The following is a 15,218-nucleotide window of genomic DNA, read 5'->3' as shown; positions in this document are numbered from 1 at the left end:
CCGACAAGAACATGAACCTCGTGAAGAAAATCATCATTGGCGGCGTGGGCCTGGCAGCCATTCTGGGCGCCGGCTTCCTCGCCGCGACGCAGCACGGCGAGATCGCGCCGCAGTCCGGCATTGCCGTGCAGGACTTCTCCGCCCAGCAGATCGCCAACGGCAAGACGCTGGTGGCCATGGGCGACTGCGCCGTGTGCCACACCGCCAAGGGCGGCGCCGAGAACGCGGGCGGCTTCCCCATGCCCAGCCCGTTCGGCACCATCTACTCGACCAACATCACGCCCGACCCGGAAACCGGCATCGGCCGCTGGAGCTACGAAGCCTTCGAGCGCGCCATGCGCCACGGCATCGACCGCGAAGGCCGCCACCTGTATCCCGCGTTTCCGTACACCGCGTTCACGCGCGTGACGGATACGGACATGCATGACATCTATGCGTACCTGATGACGCAGCCGGCCGTCAAAAGCCACAACCCGGAAACCGCGCTGGGCTTTCCGTTCAACATCCGCCGCGGCATCGCCGTGTGGAACTGGATGAACCTCACGCCCGGCCCGGTGGCCGACATCGCGAGCCAGACGCCTGAATGGAACCGCGGCGCCTACATCGCCGAAGGCCTGGGCCACTGCAGCGCCTGCCACTCGCCGCGCGACGCGTTCGCGGGCGAGAAGAAGGGCAGCTTCCACTTCGCCGGCGGCTCGGCCGAAGGCTGGGACGCCCCCGCGCTGACCTCGGCCACGGCCGCGCCCGTGCCCTGGACGTCGGAAGACCTGCTGCAATACTTCCGCACCGGCGTGTCGGAACGCCACGGCGTGGCCGCCGGCCCGATGGCCCCCGTGGCCCACGGCCTGGCCCATCTGCCCGAAGAGGACCTGCAGGCGCTGACCAGCTACATCCTGTCGCACAAGAACGCCACCGCCGAGCCCGTCGATGCCCAGGCGCTGGTGCGCAAGGCCGACACCGCGCAGGCCGTGCCGGCCGACGCCCAGGGCCTGCGCCTGTACCAGGGCGCCTGCATGAGCTGCCACAGCAGCGACCCGCAGGGCCAGCTGGCCGCATCGAGCTTCGGCAGCCGCCCGCAGCTCGCGCTCAACACCAACATGCACGCGCAGTCGCCCAACAACGCCGTGCGCGCCGTGCTCGAAGGCATCCAGGCCCCGGCCCACGCCGACCTGGGCACCATGCCCTCGTTCCGCCATGCGATGAGCGACACGCAGATCGCCGAGCTGCTCAACACCCTGCGCAGCCAGTACGGCCTGCCCGAGTGGGCCGACCTGAAGCAGACCGTCGCCAAGCTCCGCGCCGAAACCGACCCGGCCAACGCCCACCACTGAGCGCCATGTCTTACAGGCCACTGCGTCAGGGCGGCGCGGTGGCCGGTCTAAACTTCGCTGAGGCCAACGTTCGTCCCGAGCCGTTAAAGGACCATGGTAGTAACTGTTCCTACTGATCTTGCGCGGCCCGGTATAGGCAACCCCGTCTAAGCGACCCGTCTGGGCGACCCCGAAGGATGACGGTAGTAACCGTTCGTCCTGAGCCTGTCGAAGGATGACGGCCCCTCCTCAAGCAAGCCCCCCCCCCCATGAACCACATCGACCTCACCGTCCTCCAACAACTCCACCGCTGGCGCGCCCAAGGCCTGCATGCCGTGCTCGCCACGGTCGTGCGCACCTGGGGCTCGTCGCCCCGCCCCATAGGCGCGATGATGGCGCTGTGCGAGAGCGGCCAGACCGTGGGCTCGGTATCGGGCGGCTGCATCGAGGACGACCTGCTGCAGCGCTACACCCGTCTGGGCGAGCAGATGGACCACGCCCTTGGCTGGGCCCAGCCGCCGCGGCGCGTCACCTATGGCGTCACCGCCGACGAAGCGCACCGCTTCGGCCTGCCCTGTGGCGGTACGCTGGAACTGGCGCTGGAGTTCGATCCCGAAGCAGGCCAGCTGCAGCAGCTGATCGAACAGCTGCTGTCAGGCGCCCTGGTGCGCCGCAGCGTCGACCTCGGCACGGGCGGCACCACGCTCAGCCAGACCGACACGCCGCAGGCCCTCGACATCGACGCACATTTCCTGCACAACGTGCTCGGCCCCGGCTACCGCATGCTGCTGATCGGCGCCGGCACCCTGAGCGAGTACCTGGCAACGATGGCCATCTTCAACGGCTTCGTCGTCACCATCTGCGACCCGCGCGCGGAATACATGGCCTCGCTGCAGATCCAGGGCGTGCAACGCACCGCCGAAATGCCCGACGACGCCGTCACCGCCTTCCGCCCCGACCTGCGCAGCTGCGTCATCGCCCTCAGCCACGACCCCAAGCTCGACGATCTGGCCCTGCTCGAAGCCATGCAGAGCCCCGCCTTCTACGTCGGCGCCATAGGCTCCCGCCGCAACGCCCAAAGCCGCCGCGAGCGCATGCAGGAACATTTCGACGTGCCCACCGAGACCCTGGACCGGCTGCACTCTCCTGCAGGGCTGTCGATCGGCAGCAAGACGCCCGCGGAAATCGCGGTCAGCATCATGGCGCAGGTCATCGCGCAGAAGAATGGGAATCTGGAGACGAGCCACTGAGGGAGTACTCTGGGGCTCCGGTTCGACCTTTGCTAATCTTTTGGACAAAGGGCAACGGTTAAGACCCGTTCGTCCTGAGCCTGGCGCAGGGCATCCTGTCGAAAGATGAACGGCCAGTTCTCAAGCCATTGACATTCCCGGCAACCGCATGGCCGAGCGCATTGATCGGCCGTCACCCCCGGACAAAGTAAGCAAACGCATTACCCCGCCTCAAACAGAAACACAGATTTCTAAACTATCGAAATCTGCAGCCCATAGATTTACGAAAAAGCTCTGCGCCTACATACAGAACGGCCAATAAACCGCAGCATCACGAGCCATCGCAGGCAGCTATAGCGCGTTACAACTTATGGGAAAATATGAACCCCTTTGGCAGGTGCGGTATGCAACTGCTCGGGTTAGTCCCTACTATGATGCTACGGCTCCCAAGCTCCAGGTGCTGACAGTTCTCTTGCCGGGTACTGCCCCCAATTCAACATCGGTTTCATGCATCGTAATTGCACGAATATGAAAACGACAATGCAAGCTCTCTCAATGAAACTCATCCCGACAATTCTCTGTGGTGGCGCCGGTTCGCGTCTCTGGCCGGTTTCGCGCGAACTGCATCCCAAGCCGTTCATCCGCCTGGCCGATGGTCAAAGCCTGCTGCAGAAGGCATTCATTCGGGGAGCCGTGCTGCCGGAAGTCGAAGAAGTACTGACCGTCACCAACCGCGAGCTGTTCTTCAAGACCCAGGACGAATACCGCGAAGTCAACGAAGCGCAGCTGAAGACTTCATACATCCTCGAGCCATTCGGACGCAACACCGCTGCGGCCATTGCTGCCGCGGCAATGCACGTGGTCGAGACACACGGTGAAGACGCCATGCTGCTGGTGCTCGCCGCTGACCATCTGATCGCAGACCAGCAAGCGTTTGCCACCGCCGTCGCCCAGGCCACGGCACTGGCGCAGCAAGGCCGCCTGGTCACTTTCGGCATTCAGCCCGAAGCGCCTGAAACCGGCTATGGCTACATCGAAGCCGAAGGCAACGAAGTGCGCCGCTTCGTGGAAAAGCCGTCGCTGGAAACCGCTGTCGAGTATGTCGAATCCGGCCGCTTCCTCTGGAACTCGGGCATGTTCTGCTTCCAGGCAGGCGCGATGCTCCAGGCCATGGAGCAGCATTGCCCGGACATCCTCTCCGCCACGCGTCGCTGCCTCGAAGAATCGCGCAAGTCGCAAGGCAACGGCGTGGTCGGGCTTGAACTTGATTCCGACTGCTTTGCCCTGGTTCCTGACAACTCGATCGATTACGCCGTCATGGAACAGTCGTCCCAGATCGCAGTGGTGCCGTGCACCATCGGTTGGAGCGATATCGGCTCCTGGAGTGCCCTGGGCGACCTGGTGCCGGCAGACGCACAAGGTAACCGCATCTCGGGCAAGGCATTGCTGCATGACGTGAGCAACTGCTACATCCAGAGCGGCCAGCGCATGGTGGGCGCCGTGGGTGTGGACAACCTGGTCATCGTGGACACCCCGGATGCCCTGCTGGTGGCCGACAAATCCCGCTCGCAGGAAGTCAAATACCTGTACAAGGAACTGAAGGCGCAAAACCATGAGGCCCACAAGCACCATCTGACGGTGCACCGCCCCTGGGGCACCTACACGGTGCTCGAAGAAGATCCGGCCTACAAGATCAAGCGCATCGAAGTCAAACCCGGTGCCTCACTGTCGCTGCAAATGCACCACCACCGCAGCGAGCACTGGATTGTCGTCAGCGGCATGGCTAAAGTGGTCAACGGCGACATGGAGCTGTTCGTTCGTACCAATGAGTCCACCTACATCCCCGCCGGCCACATGCACCGGCTGGAAAACCCGGGTGTACTCGATCTGGTGATGATCGAGGTGCAAAGCGGCCAGTACCTGGGCGAGGACGACATCGTGCGCTTTCAGGACGTATACGGTCGGGTCTAATATCTCTGATTCCCGGCCTTGGCCGGGCTGGAATCCACGAAGGGGCCGCATGTCGCGCCCCTTCAGCGCATCTTAAACATGACAATTTGCGCGTTCGAAGTCGACGCGCAACTAGGAAATCTCTTGGAAATGCACCCCACCCCCGTACCCACCGGGGCCTCCAGCAGCTGGAGCCGCACCCTGAAGCAACGCTTTTCCCGTGTGAACAGGCTTTTTCTCGTTACCGTGGCGGTCCCCACCGTGCTGGCGACGCTCTACTTTGGCTTGATGGCGTCCGACGTCTACGTTTCGGAAAGCCGGATCGTGGTGCGCAGTCCGGACAAGCCGATGGCAACCGGTTTGGGTGCATTGCTCAAAGGCGCAGGCTTTTCGCGTGCGCAAGATGACAGCTATACGGTACGTGACTATGTGCTCTCGCGTGATGCGTTGAAGGAAATAGACAGTACGCTGGGTGTGGCTAAAGCCTATGCAAGTGATTCGGTGGACCGGGTCAGTCGTTTTGGCGGATTAGATTTCGACACCAGCTTCGAAGCCTTGCATCGCTATTATCAAAAGAAAGTAGATATTCAGCAGGATACGGCTTCTTCGATCACGACACTAACGGTGCGCGCTTATACGGCCGAGGACGCGCAAAACATTAACCAGAAGCTGTTGGAGCTCAGTGAAAGTTTGGTCAATAGGCTCAACGAACGGGGACGCCAAGATCTGATTCAATCCGCTTCATCCGAAGTGGCCGCTGCCGAGAAAAAGTCTAAAGCCGCAGCACTTGCGCTTTCTGCCTACCGCAATGCCAAGGGAGTAGTGGATCCTGAACGCCAGGCAACGGTACAGCTTCAGCAAGTCGCGAAACTGCAGGACGAATTGATTGCCACCAAGACACAACTGGCTCAACTCAAAACCTTCACCCCGCAGAATCCCCAGATTTCTGCGCTGGAAAAGCGCGTTGCTACGCTCCAGGCAGAAATGGATGCCGAGACGACCAAGGTCACCGGCGGCGAGCGTTCGTTGGCAAACAAAGCGGCCGAATTCCAGCGTCTTGCGCTAGAGCGCGAGTTTGCAGACAAACAGCTCGCCAGTGCCTTGGCATCGCTCGAACAAGCGCGCAACGAGGCACAGCGCAAGCAGGTATATGTCGAGCGCATTGCTCAGCCAAGCCTGCCTGATATTGCGCTGGAGCCGCGTCGCCTTCGCAGCATCCTTGCAACCTTTGTGCTGGGCTTGGTGGCATGGGGCATCCTGAGCATGTTGCTGGCAGGCGTGCGAGAGCATCAAGACTGACGGAGCCGATATGGAAGAAACCCCCCAGCCTTCGCAATCTTCCCTGGCTGCCTCCTGGACCATTCAACGTCGCGTCATTGGCGCGCTGTTGATGCGCGAAGTGCTGACCCGCTTTGGACGCCACAATATCGGTTTTCTATGGCTTTTCGTAGAGCCCATGCTGTTTACGCTAGGGGTAACCGTGCTGTGGACTCTCGCGGGTGCCGCGCACGTCTCCGACTTGCCCATAGCAGCCTTTGCGCTTACGGGCTATTCCAGCGTATTGCTGTGGCGGAATATGCCTAATCGGTGCATCGGTGCTATCGAACCGAATCTTGCATTGATGTATCACCGCCATGTCAAAGTCATGGATATTTTCGCCGCTCGCATCTTGCTGGAAGCTGCAGGGGCCACGATTTCTTTCATGGTATTGGGCCTCTTCTTTACGTTAATAGGGTGGATCAGTCCACCCGAAGATATAGGTAAAGTAATGTTCGCATGGTTAATGCTGGGCTGGTTCGGCTTTTCACTGGCTATTTTCATGGGAGCTTTGGCAGAACAGTCCGAAGTCGTAGATAAACTTTGGCATCCGTTCTCGTATTTACTTTTCCCTCTCTCAGGTGCCGCATACATGGTGGATGCACTACCTACAGCCGCGCAAGAATTGGTGTTGTATCTGCCAATGGTACATGGCGTGGAACTGCTTCGCGAGGGCTATTTTGGCTCCAAGTTCAAGGCGCATTACGACATGGGCTATATGGCTATCTTTTGCTCCGTATTGACCTTGCTGGGCATGGCTAAATTGCGCGAGATTAGTCGCAAGGTGATGCCAGAATGATTCACCTCGAACATGTAAGCAAGCGCTATTCGACACGTCACGGCAACGTCACTGTACTTGATGACATTAATCTGACAATTAAACCTGGCGAAAAGGTAGGCATACTTGGGCGCAATGGTGCGGGCAAGTCAACCATCATTCGACTCATCAGCGGAGCAGAACGCCCAAGCGCCGGTACCATTCGGCGTGAAATGAGTGTTTCCTGGCCCTTGGCGTTCGGTGGAGCTTTCCAGGGGACGCTTACGGGACTCGATAATCTACGCTTTATCTGCCGCGTATATGGCAAAAGTACGGAAGATAGGATTGCGTATGTACAAGAGTTCTCTGAACTAGGCCGATATCTGCGTGAGCCAGTGAAGACTTACTCGGCAGGCATGCGAGCACGGCTGGCCTTTGCAATCAGCATGGTGGTTGAGTTTGACTGCTTTCTGATTGATGAAATCGTGGCTGTAGGGGACAGCCGTTTTCACGAAAAATGCCGAGTGGAACTTTTTGAAAAACGGAAGGATCGAGCGATGATTATCGTTTCACATGATCCAGGTTACGTACGCGAACATTGCGACAGAGCGGCTGTTTTGATTCAAGGCCAGCTCAAATCTTTTGATCATGTAGATGAGGCATTTGATTTTTATCAAAGCTACGCTGCGCAATGAGTCTTGCTCTGCATATATCCGCATACGCAATAAAATTCCTTCCCGTGCGCCTAGCGCGGAGAAAAGCGAGTGGCCATAAAATCTCTCGCCTGCCTGTGAACGGTGAACCAATCGAAGCACAGTTTTTGGTCGATGTTTCTGTAATTTATAAAAATGATGCGCGCACCGGTATCCAACGTGTAGTGCGAGCCTTGGTTTTACAGTTGCTGAAGTCGCCCCCAGCAGGCTATCGCATTTGCCCAGTGTATGCCACTCGTCAACAAGGCTATCATTACGCCGCCGCTAACTTTCTAGAGTGTTCCAGCGTCGGAATGGCTGAGTCGCGGCCGGTGGAAGTGCAAAGCGGCGACCTTTTTTTGGCATTGGATTTAGCCGCTCATTTATTGCCAAGACATCAGAAGCAAATTTTGAGCTGGAAGAGAAAAGGCGTCCATTTGCACGCAGTGGTCTATGATCTCTTGCCTGTTCTTCACCCTGAATGGTTCCAGCCACGCACGACTCGAAATTTCAGGCATTGGCTAAGGTGGATTGCAGTTTATGCAGACAGCGCAATTTGTATATCTCAAACGGTCAAAGCAGAATTGCATACGTGGTTGAAAGCCAGCTTCGACCTGCCGCCTACTGCGCTTGATGCCAACGTCATTCTCCTGGGCGCAGACATAGAAGCCAGCGCACCGAGCAAGGGACTTCCTGCGAATGCTCAGGTATTGCTGGAGCATATGCGCAGCGTGCCGTGCGTTTTGATGGTCGGCACCATCGAACCACGCAAAGGGCATGCACAGGCTTTAGCTGCTTTTGAAAAGATCTGGCAACAGCCCGGCGAGGGGCCGGCACTGATAATTGTTGGGCGTGCAGGCTGGAGAACCGACGAGCTGCAACAAAAATTGCGTGGTCATTCTGAGTCAAATCAACGACTTTATTGGCTTGAAGATGTAAGTGATGAATATTTAGAACTTCTTTACGCCAATTGCTGTGGAGTTCTCGTGGCTTCGCACGCGGAAGGCTTCGGCCTGCCCGTGATTGAAGCAGCGTTGCATAAAAAACCGGTACTTGCACGGGATATTCCGATTTTCCGAGAAATCATAGCCCCAAAACTTAGCTATTTCTACAACTCCACCTCTCAAGAATTGGCTGTTTCAATCGATCGATGGATAAACAAGTCGTGGTTGCAAGAATCTTTTCTCCCGGAAAACCTATCGGAATCTAATTTTCCCAGTTGGAAAACTTCTGCAGTGCAACTTGTTCAAGCCTTAGGCTTGCGTCCTCCTTTAGGATCCACACACGAACGCTCACAGCTAAAGAACACCGATGAGAAATCAAGCACGCAAGCCTTTAATCCCTGTTAGACCAGTCGCATGAGCATAACTTCTTACGCCCAGAACTTCGAGGATGTAATGCTTTGGCGCGCGCTAGGGCATATAAAACAAGGGTTTTATATAGATATTGGGGCGCAAGATCCATTAATTGACTCAGTGAGCCTCGCGTTTCATGAGCATGGATGGAAAGGCATTCATGTCGAACCTACCGCCCATTATGCTGAACTTTTAAGAAGAAACCGACCCGGAGACACAGTCATTCAAGCAGCGGTGGGCGGAGAATCATCCATCCTACGGTTTTTTGAGATTCAAGAAACCGGGATCTCTACTGCAGATGAAAATATTGCAGCTCAACATCGTGAAAGCGGTTTTGACGTCCAAGAGATTACTGTCCCCTGCGTCACTCTTTCTGAGATATTTAATATTTGCGCCGACCAACAAATCCACTGGCTAAAAATAGACGTAGAAGGTTTTGAGAAGCAAGTGTTGGCTAGCTGGGGGACATCTGCAGCGCGTCCATGGATTTTGGTCATAGAAAGCACTCTACCTCTAACTCAGGTTCAGACACATGGTGACTGGGAGCAGCTTGTTGTCTCTCGTGATTACTCACCTGTTTACTTCGATGGTTTGAATAGATACTACGTATCTAACGCGCATCCTGAGTTGAATTCAGCCTTTGATTACCCACCCAACGTTTTCGACCGTTTCTCGCTGAACGGTACTGCCAGTGCCACCTTTCATCATCTAATCAAGAAACGTTATCAACAAGAAAACGAGGAATCGCTCAGCAAAATTATTGAGCAAAAGCTTTCTTCCGAACAAGCCGTTGAAACTCTCAATAAAAGCCTCGTCAATTCCGAAAGCATATACAAAGAACAGGTCAGCCGAGCCAAACAAACTATAGAAGATTTATTGCGTCATCAAGCGCAACGCGAGCAGGATACTCTAGCGTTGCAGAGGACGCTGCAAAAAATGGCTGAGGATAGGCTCGAATCGGCATTTGACAAAGGCCAATTAGAGCGCGAATTCTACGAGCGGCATGCACAACGCGAAAAAGAAGTCACCAATCAAATAATATTGGGACAGCAGGAATTTCAGCGGCAGTTGGAGAGCCAGGTTCGACGTGAGCAAGTGCTTTCGAAGAAAACCAGCGATGCTGTACTTGCCCTAGAAAAATTGCTTCGCGATCAGTTGAAACGTGAACAGGATCTTGGCGTTTACATGCTGGATCTCGAGGAAAGAACGGCTCGGGACACGGTTGAGCAGCTACACCAACATCATGAGCATGAGCGCCGACTGCAGAGTGAATATGCCGAAAAAGAGCGCGAGTATGTTCAGCAAATTGTCAAAGCTCAACTGGAATGTGAGCGGCTGCTACGGCATCAATTGCATCGCGAGGAACAATTTTCTGCTCAGCTGCTTATAAAACAGCAAGAATTCTTGGCTCGGCAAGATTTCTACCAAAATGAATTGCTGCGTCTGGAACGAGAAAAATTGCATGATGAGAAATTGCATGCCGACAAAATTAGCAAATTCCAGGAAGCTCGGGATAATTTTCTACGCATTCAACAACAACTTGAGGGGCAACTTGAAGCCCAGCTAAAGTCGAGCTCAGAGTTGGAGCAAGATAAAAATGTTGAACTGACTCATGCCCGAGAAGCATTTGCTGCGTTGGAGTCGCAGCTTCAGCAAGAGATGAAATCAGGTCAACAAGCCGTAAGCGATTTAAATCGACTCCAATTGGAGATGCAAAGCAGTCTGGACATGATGCGCAACTCATTGAGTTGGCGCCTGACATCGCCGTTGCGGAAATTGGCCTCCGCAATCGCTCGCTCAACTTCTCACACACAGGAACCGATCAACATGAGCGCATCTGGTGCAACGGACCTTAGAGAAATAGATGACTCGCCATCTTCTATTAAAAATGAGAAGAACAACAATAATACCCATTCCCTAGCGAGCGAAAAAAAATCAGAAATTGAAAATAAAAAAACCCATCAAAAATTCAAAGAAAATTCTGAGAAAAAACCAAAAAACATTCCAAACATGGAAATTACGTCAGCAAACATGAACACTCAGTCCAACCAAACAATCAATCTTACCATTGAGGATCTCTTGTCTTTTCAAGACCGAGAATTTGTCTACAGTGCTTATCAGACGCTATTGCTTCGCGAACCGGATGCTGACGGGCTTAATTACTATTTGTCAAGATTGCGCAAAGGCGCCTCCAAAATGGAGATCATTGCACAAATATTCAACTCTTACGAACGGCGCGCCACCAAGCAAACTATTCCACAACTGGAAGAAGCTTTGCATCGATTGAAGTTGAGCAAGCTACCAATCTTTGGAAAAATATACATCTATTTTACGGGATCCGAAGGTTTCTCATCCTCCGATGTAAAACTTCGACAAGTCGAAAACCAACTCTACAGATATAACGAACAGTTAATCCATAGATTTGATAGCATTGATCAAAAAATCAGTCTGCACAAAACAATTCTTCAAGACTTGAATGAGAAATTTGATTTGAATAAAAAATTTCAGGAAACATCCAGGCAAATACCAGCCAAGCAAACAGCAATAAAAGACAAAATTATTCCGTCGCTTCACGTTTCCGAAGTTTTTTCGGAATTGAGCAAATCGATCACTTACAAAAATTTTTGACGACTATGAAAATATTAATAGATTTGCAAAGTTGCCAGTCCGGCAGCCGTCTTGGCGGAATCGGAAGGTACTCAATGAACCTTACAAAGGCCATCATTGAAGAAGGAACCGCGCATGAAATCTGGATTCTTTTAAATAATCAAATACCTGCCACGGTCAAGGCCATTCGAGACGACCTATCCGATTTATTACCTCAAAACCGGATAATTACTTTTGAATCCATAAGCAGAACCAACGAACTTAACTCAAAAGATATCTTCAGAACAAAATCTGGGGAACTCTGCCGACAAGCTTTTATATCAGCACTCAAGCCAGATTTCGTTTTAATCACCAGCTTATTTGAAGGCTTGGGCGATGACTCCGTATTATCTGTCGAAAACGAAGGCAATCCGCATAATACTGCCGTCATATTATATGATCTGATTCCTCTTGTCCAGAAAGACAAGTACCTAGTAAGTGATGAAACGAAAAATCACTACATGCGGAAACTCGAAAATCTTTGCAAAGCAGAAGTATTGCTGGCAATTTCCGAGTTTTCTCGCGACGAGGGATTGGAAGTACTGGGTCTTCAGCCTGAGCGTGTCATCAACATATCTTCGGCAATTGGCGATGAATTCAAACCAATTGATATTTCTCCCGCCGAAAAATCAGCTTTCTTGAGCAAAATGAACATTAAGAAGAAATTTTTAATGTACATTGGAAGTTTTGACCAGAGAAAAAACCATCGTGCACTGATTGAAGCTTTTTCTCTGCTTCCCAAAGAAATTAGAAGCCAATACGAACTGGTAATTGCAGGCAATGGATGGCCAGCGATTTACAAGGAACTGGAAGATTACGCCTCCAGCTGCGGCTTGTCCACAGGCGAGGTCAATTTTGTGGGCCATATTGCAGATCAGGATTTGCTGAGTCTGTACAACCTATGCGATCTATTTGTTTTCCCGTCGTTGTTTGAAGGCTTTGGCCTGCCAATACTAGAGGCAATGTCGTGTGGTAAGCCAGCGATCGGCTCCAACAGCACTAGCATTCCAGAAGTAGTTGGGCACCCAGACGCTCTGTTTGATCCAACGTCACCGGCTTCGATCGCTGCAAAAATCAAAGAAGTTCTTACAAGCCAGGAACTGTATGACTTGCTCTGCAGCCACGCGTTGAAGCACTCCAAGCGTTTTAGCTGGAACAAGTCGGCAATAAAAGCTATCGCAGCCATGGAAGCGAAGCATGCTCAGACGGTGTCGGGCAGGAGCTTGGCCATCGACGATTCAATTTTTGATAGAGCGAATTTAATCAAAAAAATCTCCGATATACCAGAATCCAAAACAGCACCAGAAAGCTGCTTGGCTGAAATATCTTCGGCGATCGCTGTGAATGAATACTTAGCAAAAGCTTACACAGCAGTTGATAATTCGCAGGAAATGCCTTTTGGCAAAGAAAAAGTCGGAATCATCACCACTTGGAATACGAAATGCGGCATTGCAACATATTCCAAATATTTGATGCGAGACTATCCGTCAAGCTATACGGTGCTTGCGCCGTATGCCGATGCTTTGACTGAAGATGACGAAGATTTTGTATCCAGGTGCTGGGAAGTTGGCGAAAAGGACAACTTTTCAAAATTGGAACAATGCATCGAAGAAAAAAATCTCACAGCCATATTAATACAATTTAACTACGGATTTTTCAATTTTAATGATCTCAGCAATCTGATCAAGAAATTAGCATCGAAAGATATATTGTGCTTTGTCGAACTACACTCGACAATAGATCCGCCGCCGCATATCCTGGACAAGAAACTTTCCGATTTGAGCGGCGCATTTAAGTTGTGCGCGGCAGTGTTGGTCCACTCCGAGAATGACGTCTCACGCTTGGCAAAAATCGGCATTGCACAGAACGTTCAGATACTTCAGCACGGTGTGAACAGGCCAAAGCCGCTGGAAGTCAAGTACGACAAGGCGGAAGATGAATTCGTAGTCGCATCGTATGGATTCTTCCTTCCTCACAAAGGTCTTTTTGAGCTGATAAAAGCATTTGCCTTGTTCTCAAAAGGAGACATCAAGAAGAAACTTCTTCTTGTTAATGCCGAATATCCTGCACCCATTTCTCGCGAATTAATTGACGAGGGCAAGAGACTAGCGGCTGAGTTGAAAATCCAAGACCAAGTGACTTTTATCTCCGACTTCTTATCGGACGAGGAGAGCCTAGGTTATCTTTCCAAATCAGACGTCGTTGTTTATCCATATCAGGAAACCGGAGAGTCGGCTAGTGGTGCCATCAGGCTGGGACTGGCTTCTAAAAAGCTGGTACTTGTCACGCCGCTGAACATCTTCCGTGACATCGATGACTTGGTGATAAAAGCAAAATCCACTTCCATCGAGGACATTGCAGCGGCTCTAACAAATGTGGAAAACATCGTGAAGACTGGTGATGCCACATTGAAGAAGTCGATTATCAGGCGTCAGCTATGGTTGGACTCGCATGATTACAAGAACTTGTCCAAACAAATTAACTTCCTGATTGGATCATTTCGGGAAATCAACGAGTTTTATGGAATAAAATTAACATTCGATGCGATCGATAAAAGTTTCCGTAGTGTAGTAGGAACTCGCATTGGGAATACAGTCGCAACCGATGGTCGCGAAGGTGTTCTACTCTTTGGCCCATACATCGGTTTGGCATCCAACAGTTATAATCTAAAGATCACAGGCAACTGCAGCGACACGAATAGTGCGGATGTAATGGATGTTTTTTTAAAGCATACTGATGGATCACATAGCATTGAATATATTTCCGTTCCAAGATCAGGTTCCACATTGAAAGAAATCAATTTTTCAATAGATAAGCCCATCATCAATTTCGAAATCCAGATTATCACAGGCGGTCAGATCAACATTGCACTTGACAAAATCGTGATAAGCGCCAATCGTCGAATTTCCTAATCAACCGAAAAAATTATGAAAACAGCAATCATTACTGGAATTACTGGTCAAGACGGCGCCTACCTTGCCGAACTTTTACTTGGCAAGGGATATAAGGTTTACGGCACATATCGCCGCACCAGTTCAGTCAATTTCTGGCGCATTGAAGAGCTTGGAATTGAAAAAAATCCAAATCTGTATTTGGTCGAATATGATCTGACCGATCTTTCGGCGAGCATTCGCCTGCTTCAAACCACTGGTGCCACCGAGGTATACAACCTCGCAGCACAGAGCTTTGTCGGCGTATCCTTCGAACAGCCTCTCACTACTGCTGAAATCACTGGCATCGGTCCGGTGAACCTGTTGGAAGCTATCCGCATCGTCAATCCCAAGGTTCGCTTCTATCAAGCCAGCACCTCCGAGATGTTTGGCAAAGTGCAGGCTATTCCACAGATCGAAGCTACGCCCTTCTATCCGCGCAGCCCCTACGGCGTTGCCAAACTGTATGCGCACTGGATGACCGTGAACTACCGTGAGAGCTATGGCATCTTCGGCAGCAGCGGCATTCTGTTCAATCACGAAAGCCCATTGCGTGGCCGCGAATTTGTGACGCGCAAGATTACTGACAGCGTTGCCAAGATCAAGTTGGGTCAATTGGACTGCTTGGAACTAGGCAACCTTGATGCGAAGCGCGACTGGGGCTTTGCGAAGGAATACGTGGAAGGCATGTGGCGCATGCTGCAGGCAGATGAACCCGATACTTTCGTGCTTGCTACGAATCGCACCGAAACCGTTCGCGACTTCGTACAGATGGCATTCAAGGGTGCCGGCATTCACGTCGAATTCAAGGGCCAAGCCGAAGGCGAAACCGCCATCGACACAGCTACTGGCAAGACGGTGATGCGCATCAACCCTAAGTTTTACCGTCCTGCAGAGGTAGAACTGCTGATCGGCAACCCTGAGCGAGCCAAGGCGAAGCTCGGATGGGAGCCAGCGACTACGCTGGAACAGTTGTGCCAGATGATGGTGGAAGCCGACCTTCGCCGAAACCAAGCAGGCTTTTCCTTCTAA

Annotated in this window: 10 protein-coding genes; all 10 read left to right on the top strand. The window is 52.4% G+C overall.

The window, feature by feature from the left end; genetic code table 11:
• Window positions 1-11 precede the first annotated feature (11 nt).
• The 10 genes from HUK68_RS19195 to gmd all read left to right on the top strand — a co-directional run bounded on the left by HUK68_RS19195 (window position 12) and on the right by gmd (window position 15,218).
• Window positions 12-1,331 (top strand): cytochrome c, encoded by a 1,320-nt coding sequence (locus HUK68_RS19195; protein WP_175505648.1) that lies wholly within the window; start codon window positions 12-14, stop codon window positions 1,329-1,331.
• A gap of 248 nt (window positions 1,332-1,579) precedes the next feature.
• Window positions 1,580-2,560, top strand: coding sequence for an XdhC family protein (locus HUK68_RS19190; protein WP_175505647.1), 981 nt, complete (start codon window positions 1,580-1,582; stop codon window positions 2,558-2,560).
• A gap of 534 nt (window positions 2,561-3,094) precedes the next feature.
• The gene (locus HUK68_RS19185; RefSeq protein ID WP_175505904.1) at window positions 3,095-4,510 is read left to right on the top strand and encodes a mannose-1-phosphate guanylyltransferase/mannose-6-phosphate isomerase; all 1,416 of its coding nucleotides are present in this window, start codon (window positions 3,095-3,097) and stop codon (window positions 4,508-4,510) included.
• 129 nt (window positions 4,511-4,639) lie between these two features.
• Window positions 4,640-5,788 carry a KpsE/RkpR family capsule polysaccharide export protein gene (locus tag HUK68_RS19180; protein WP_208458705.1) on the top strand — a complete coding sequence of 383 codons (1,149 nt, stop codon included), beginning with the start codon at window positions 4,640-4,642 and terminating at the stop codon, window positions 5,786-5,788.
• 10 nt (window positions 5,789-5,798) lie between these two features.
• On the top strand, window positions 5,799-6,605 hold the full coding sequence (locus HUK68_RS19175) for an ABC transporter permease (protein ID WP_175505645.1): 807 nt from the start codon (window positions 5,799-5,801) through the stop codon (window positions 6,603-6,605).
• Entirely contained in the window at window positions 6,602-7,258 is a 657-nt protein-coding gene (locus HUK68_RS19170; protein WP_175505644.1) for an ABC transporter ATP-binding protein, read from the top strand. Before HUK68_RS19175 ends, HUK68_RS19170 begins: the two co-directional genes overlap by 4 nt.
• Window positions 7,255-8,604, top strand: a complete 1,350-nt coding sequence (locus HUK68_RS19165) for a glycosyltransferase family 4 protein (RefSeq protein ID WP_175505643.1) — start codon at window positions 7,255-7,257, stop codon at window positions 8,602-8,604. Before HUK68_RS19170 ends, HUK68_RS19165 begins: the two co-directional genes overlap by 4 nt.
• Before the next feature lie 9 nt (window positions 8,605-8,613).
• Window positions 8,614-11,238 (top strand): FkbM family methyltransferase, encoded by a 2,625-nt coding sequence (locus HUK68_RS19160; protein WP_175505642.1) that lies wholly within the window; start codon window positions 8,614-8,616, stop codon window positions 11,236-11,238.
• 74 nt (window positions 11,239-11,312) lie between these two features.
• On the top strand, window positions 11,313-14,168 hold the full coding sequence (locus tag HUK68_RS19155; RefSeq protein WP_175505641.1) for a glycosyltransferase: 2,856 nt from the start codon (window positions 11,313-11,315) through the stop codon (window positions 14,166-14,168).
• A gap of 15 nt (window positions 14,169-14,183) precedes the next feature.
• Window positions 14,184-15,218: a GDP-mannose 4,6-dehydratase gene (gmd, locus tag HUK68_RS19150; RefSeq protein ID WP_175505640.1), complete on the top strand. Its 1,035-nt coding sequence runs from the start codon at window positions 14,184-14,186 to the stop codon at window positions 15,216-15,218.

The sequence above is a fragment of the Comamonas antarctica genome (assembly GCF_013363755.1).
Taxonomy (GTDB): Bacteria; Pseudomonadota; Gammaproteobacteria; order Burkholderiales; family Burkholderiaceae_C; genus Comamonas; species Comamonas antarctica.
Note: the sequence above shows the minus strand (reverse complement) of the source record. Positions and strands in the feature narration are given on the sequence as shown.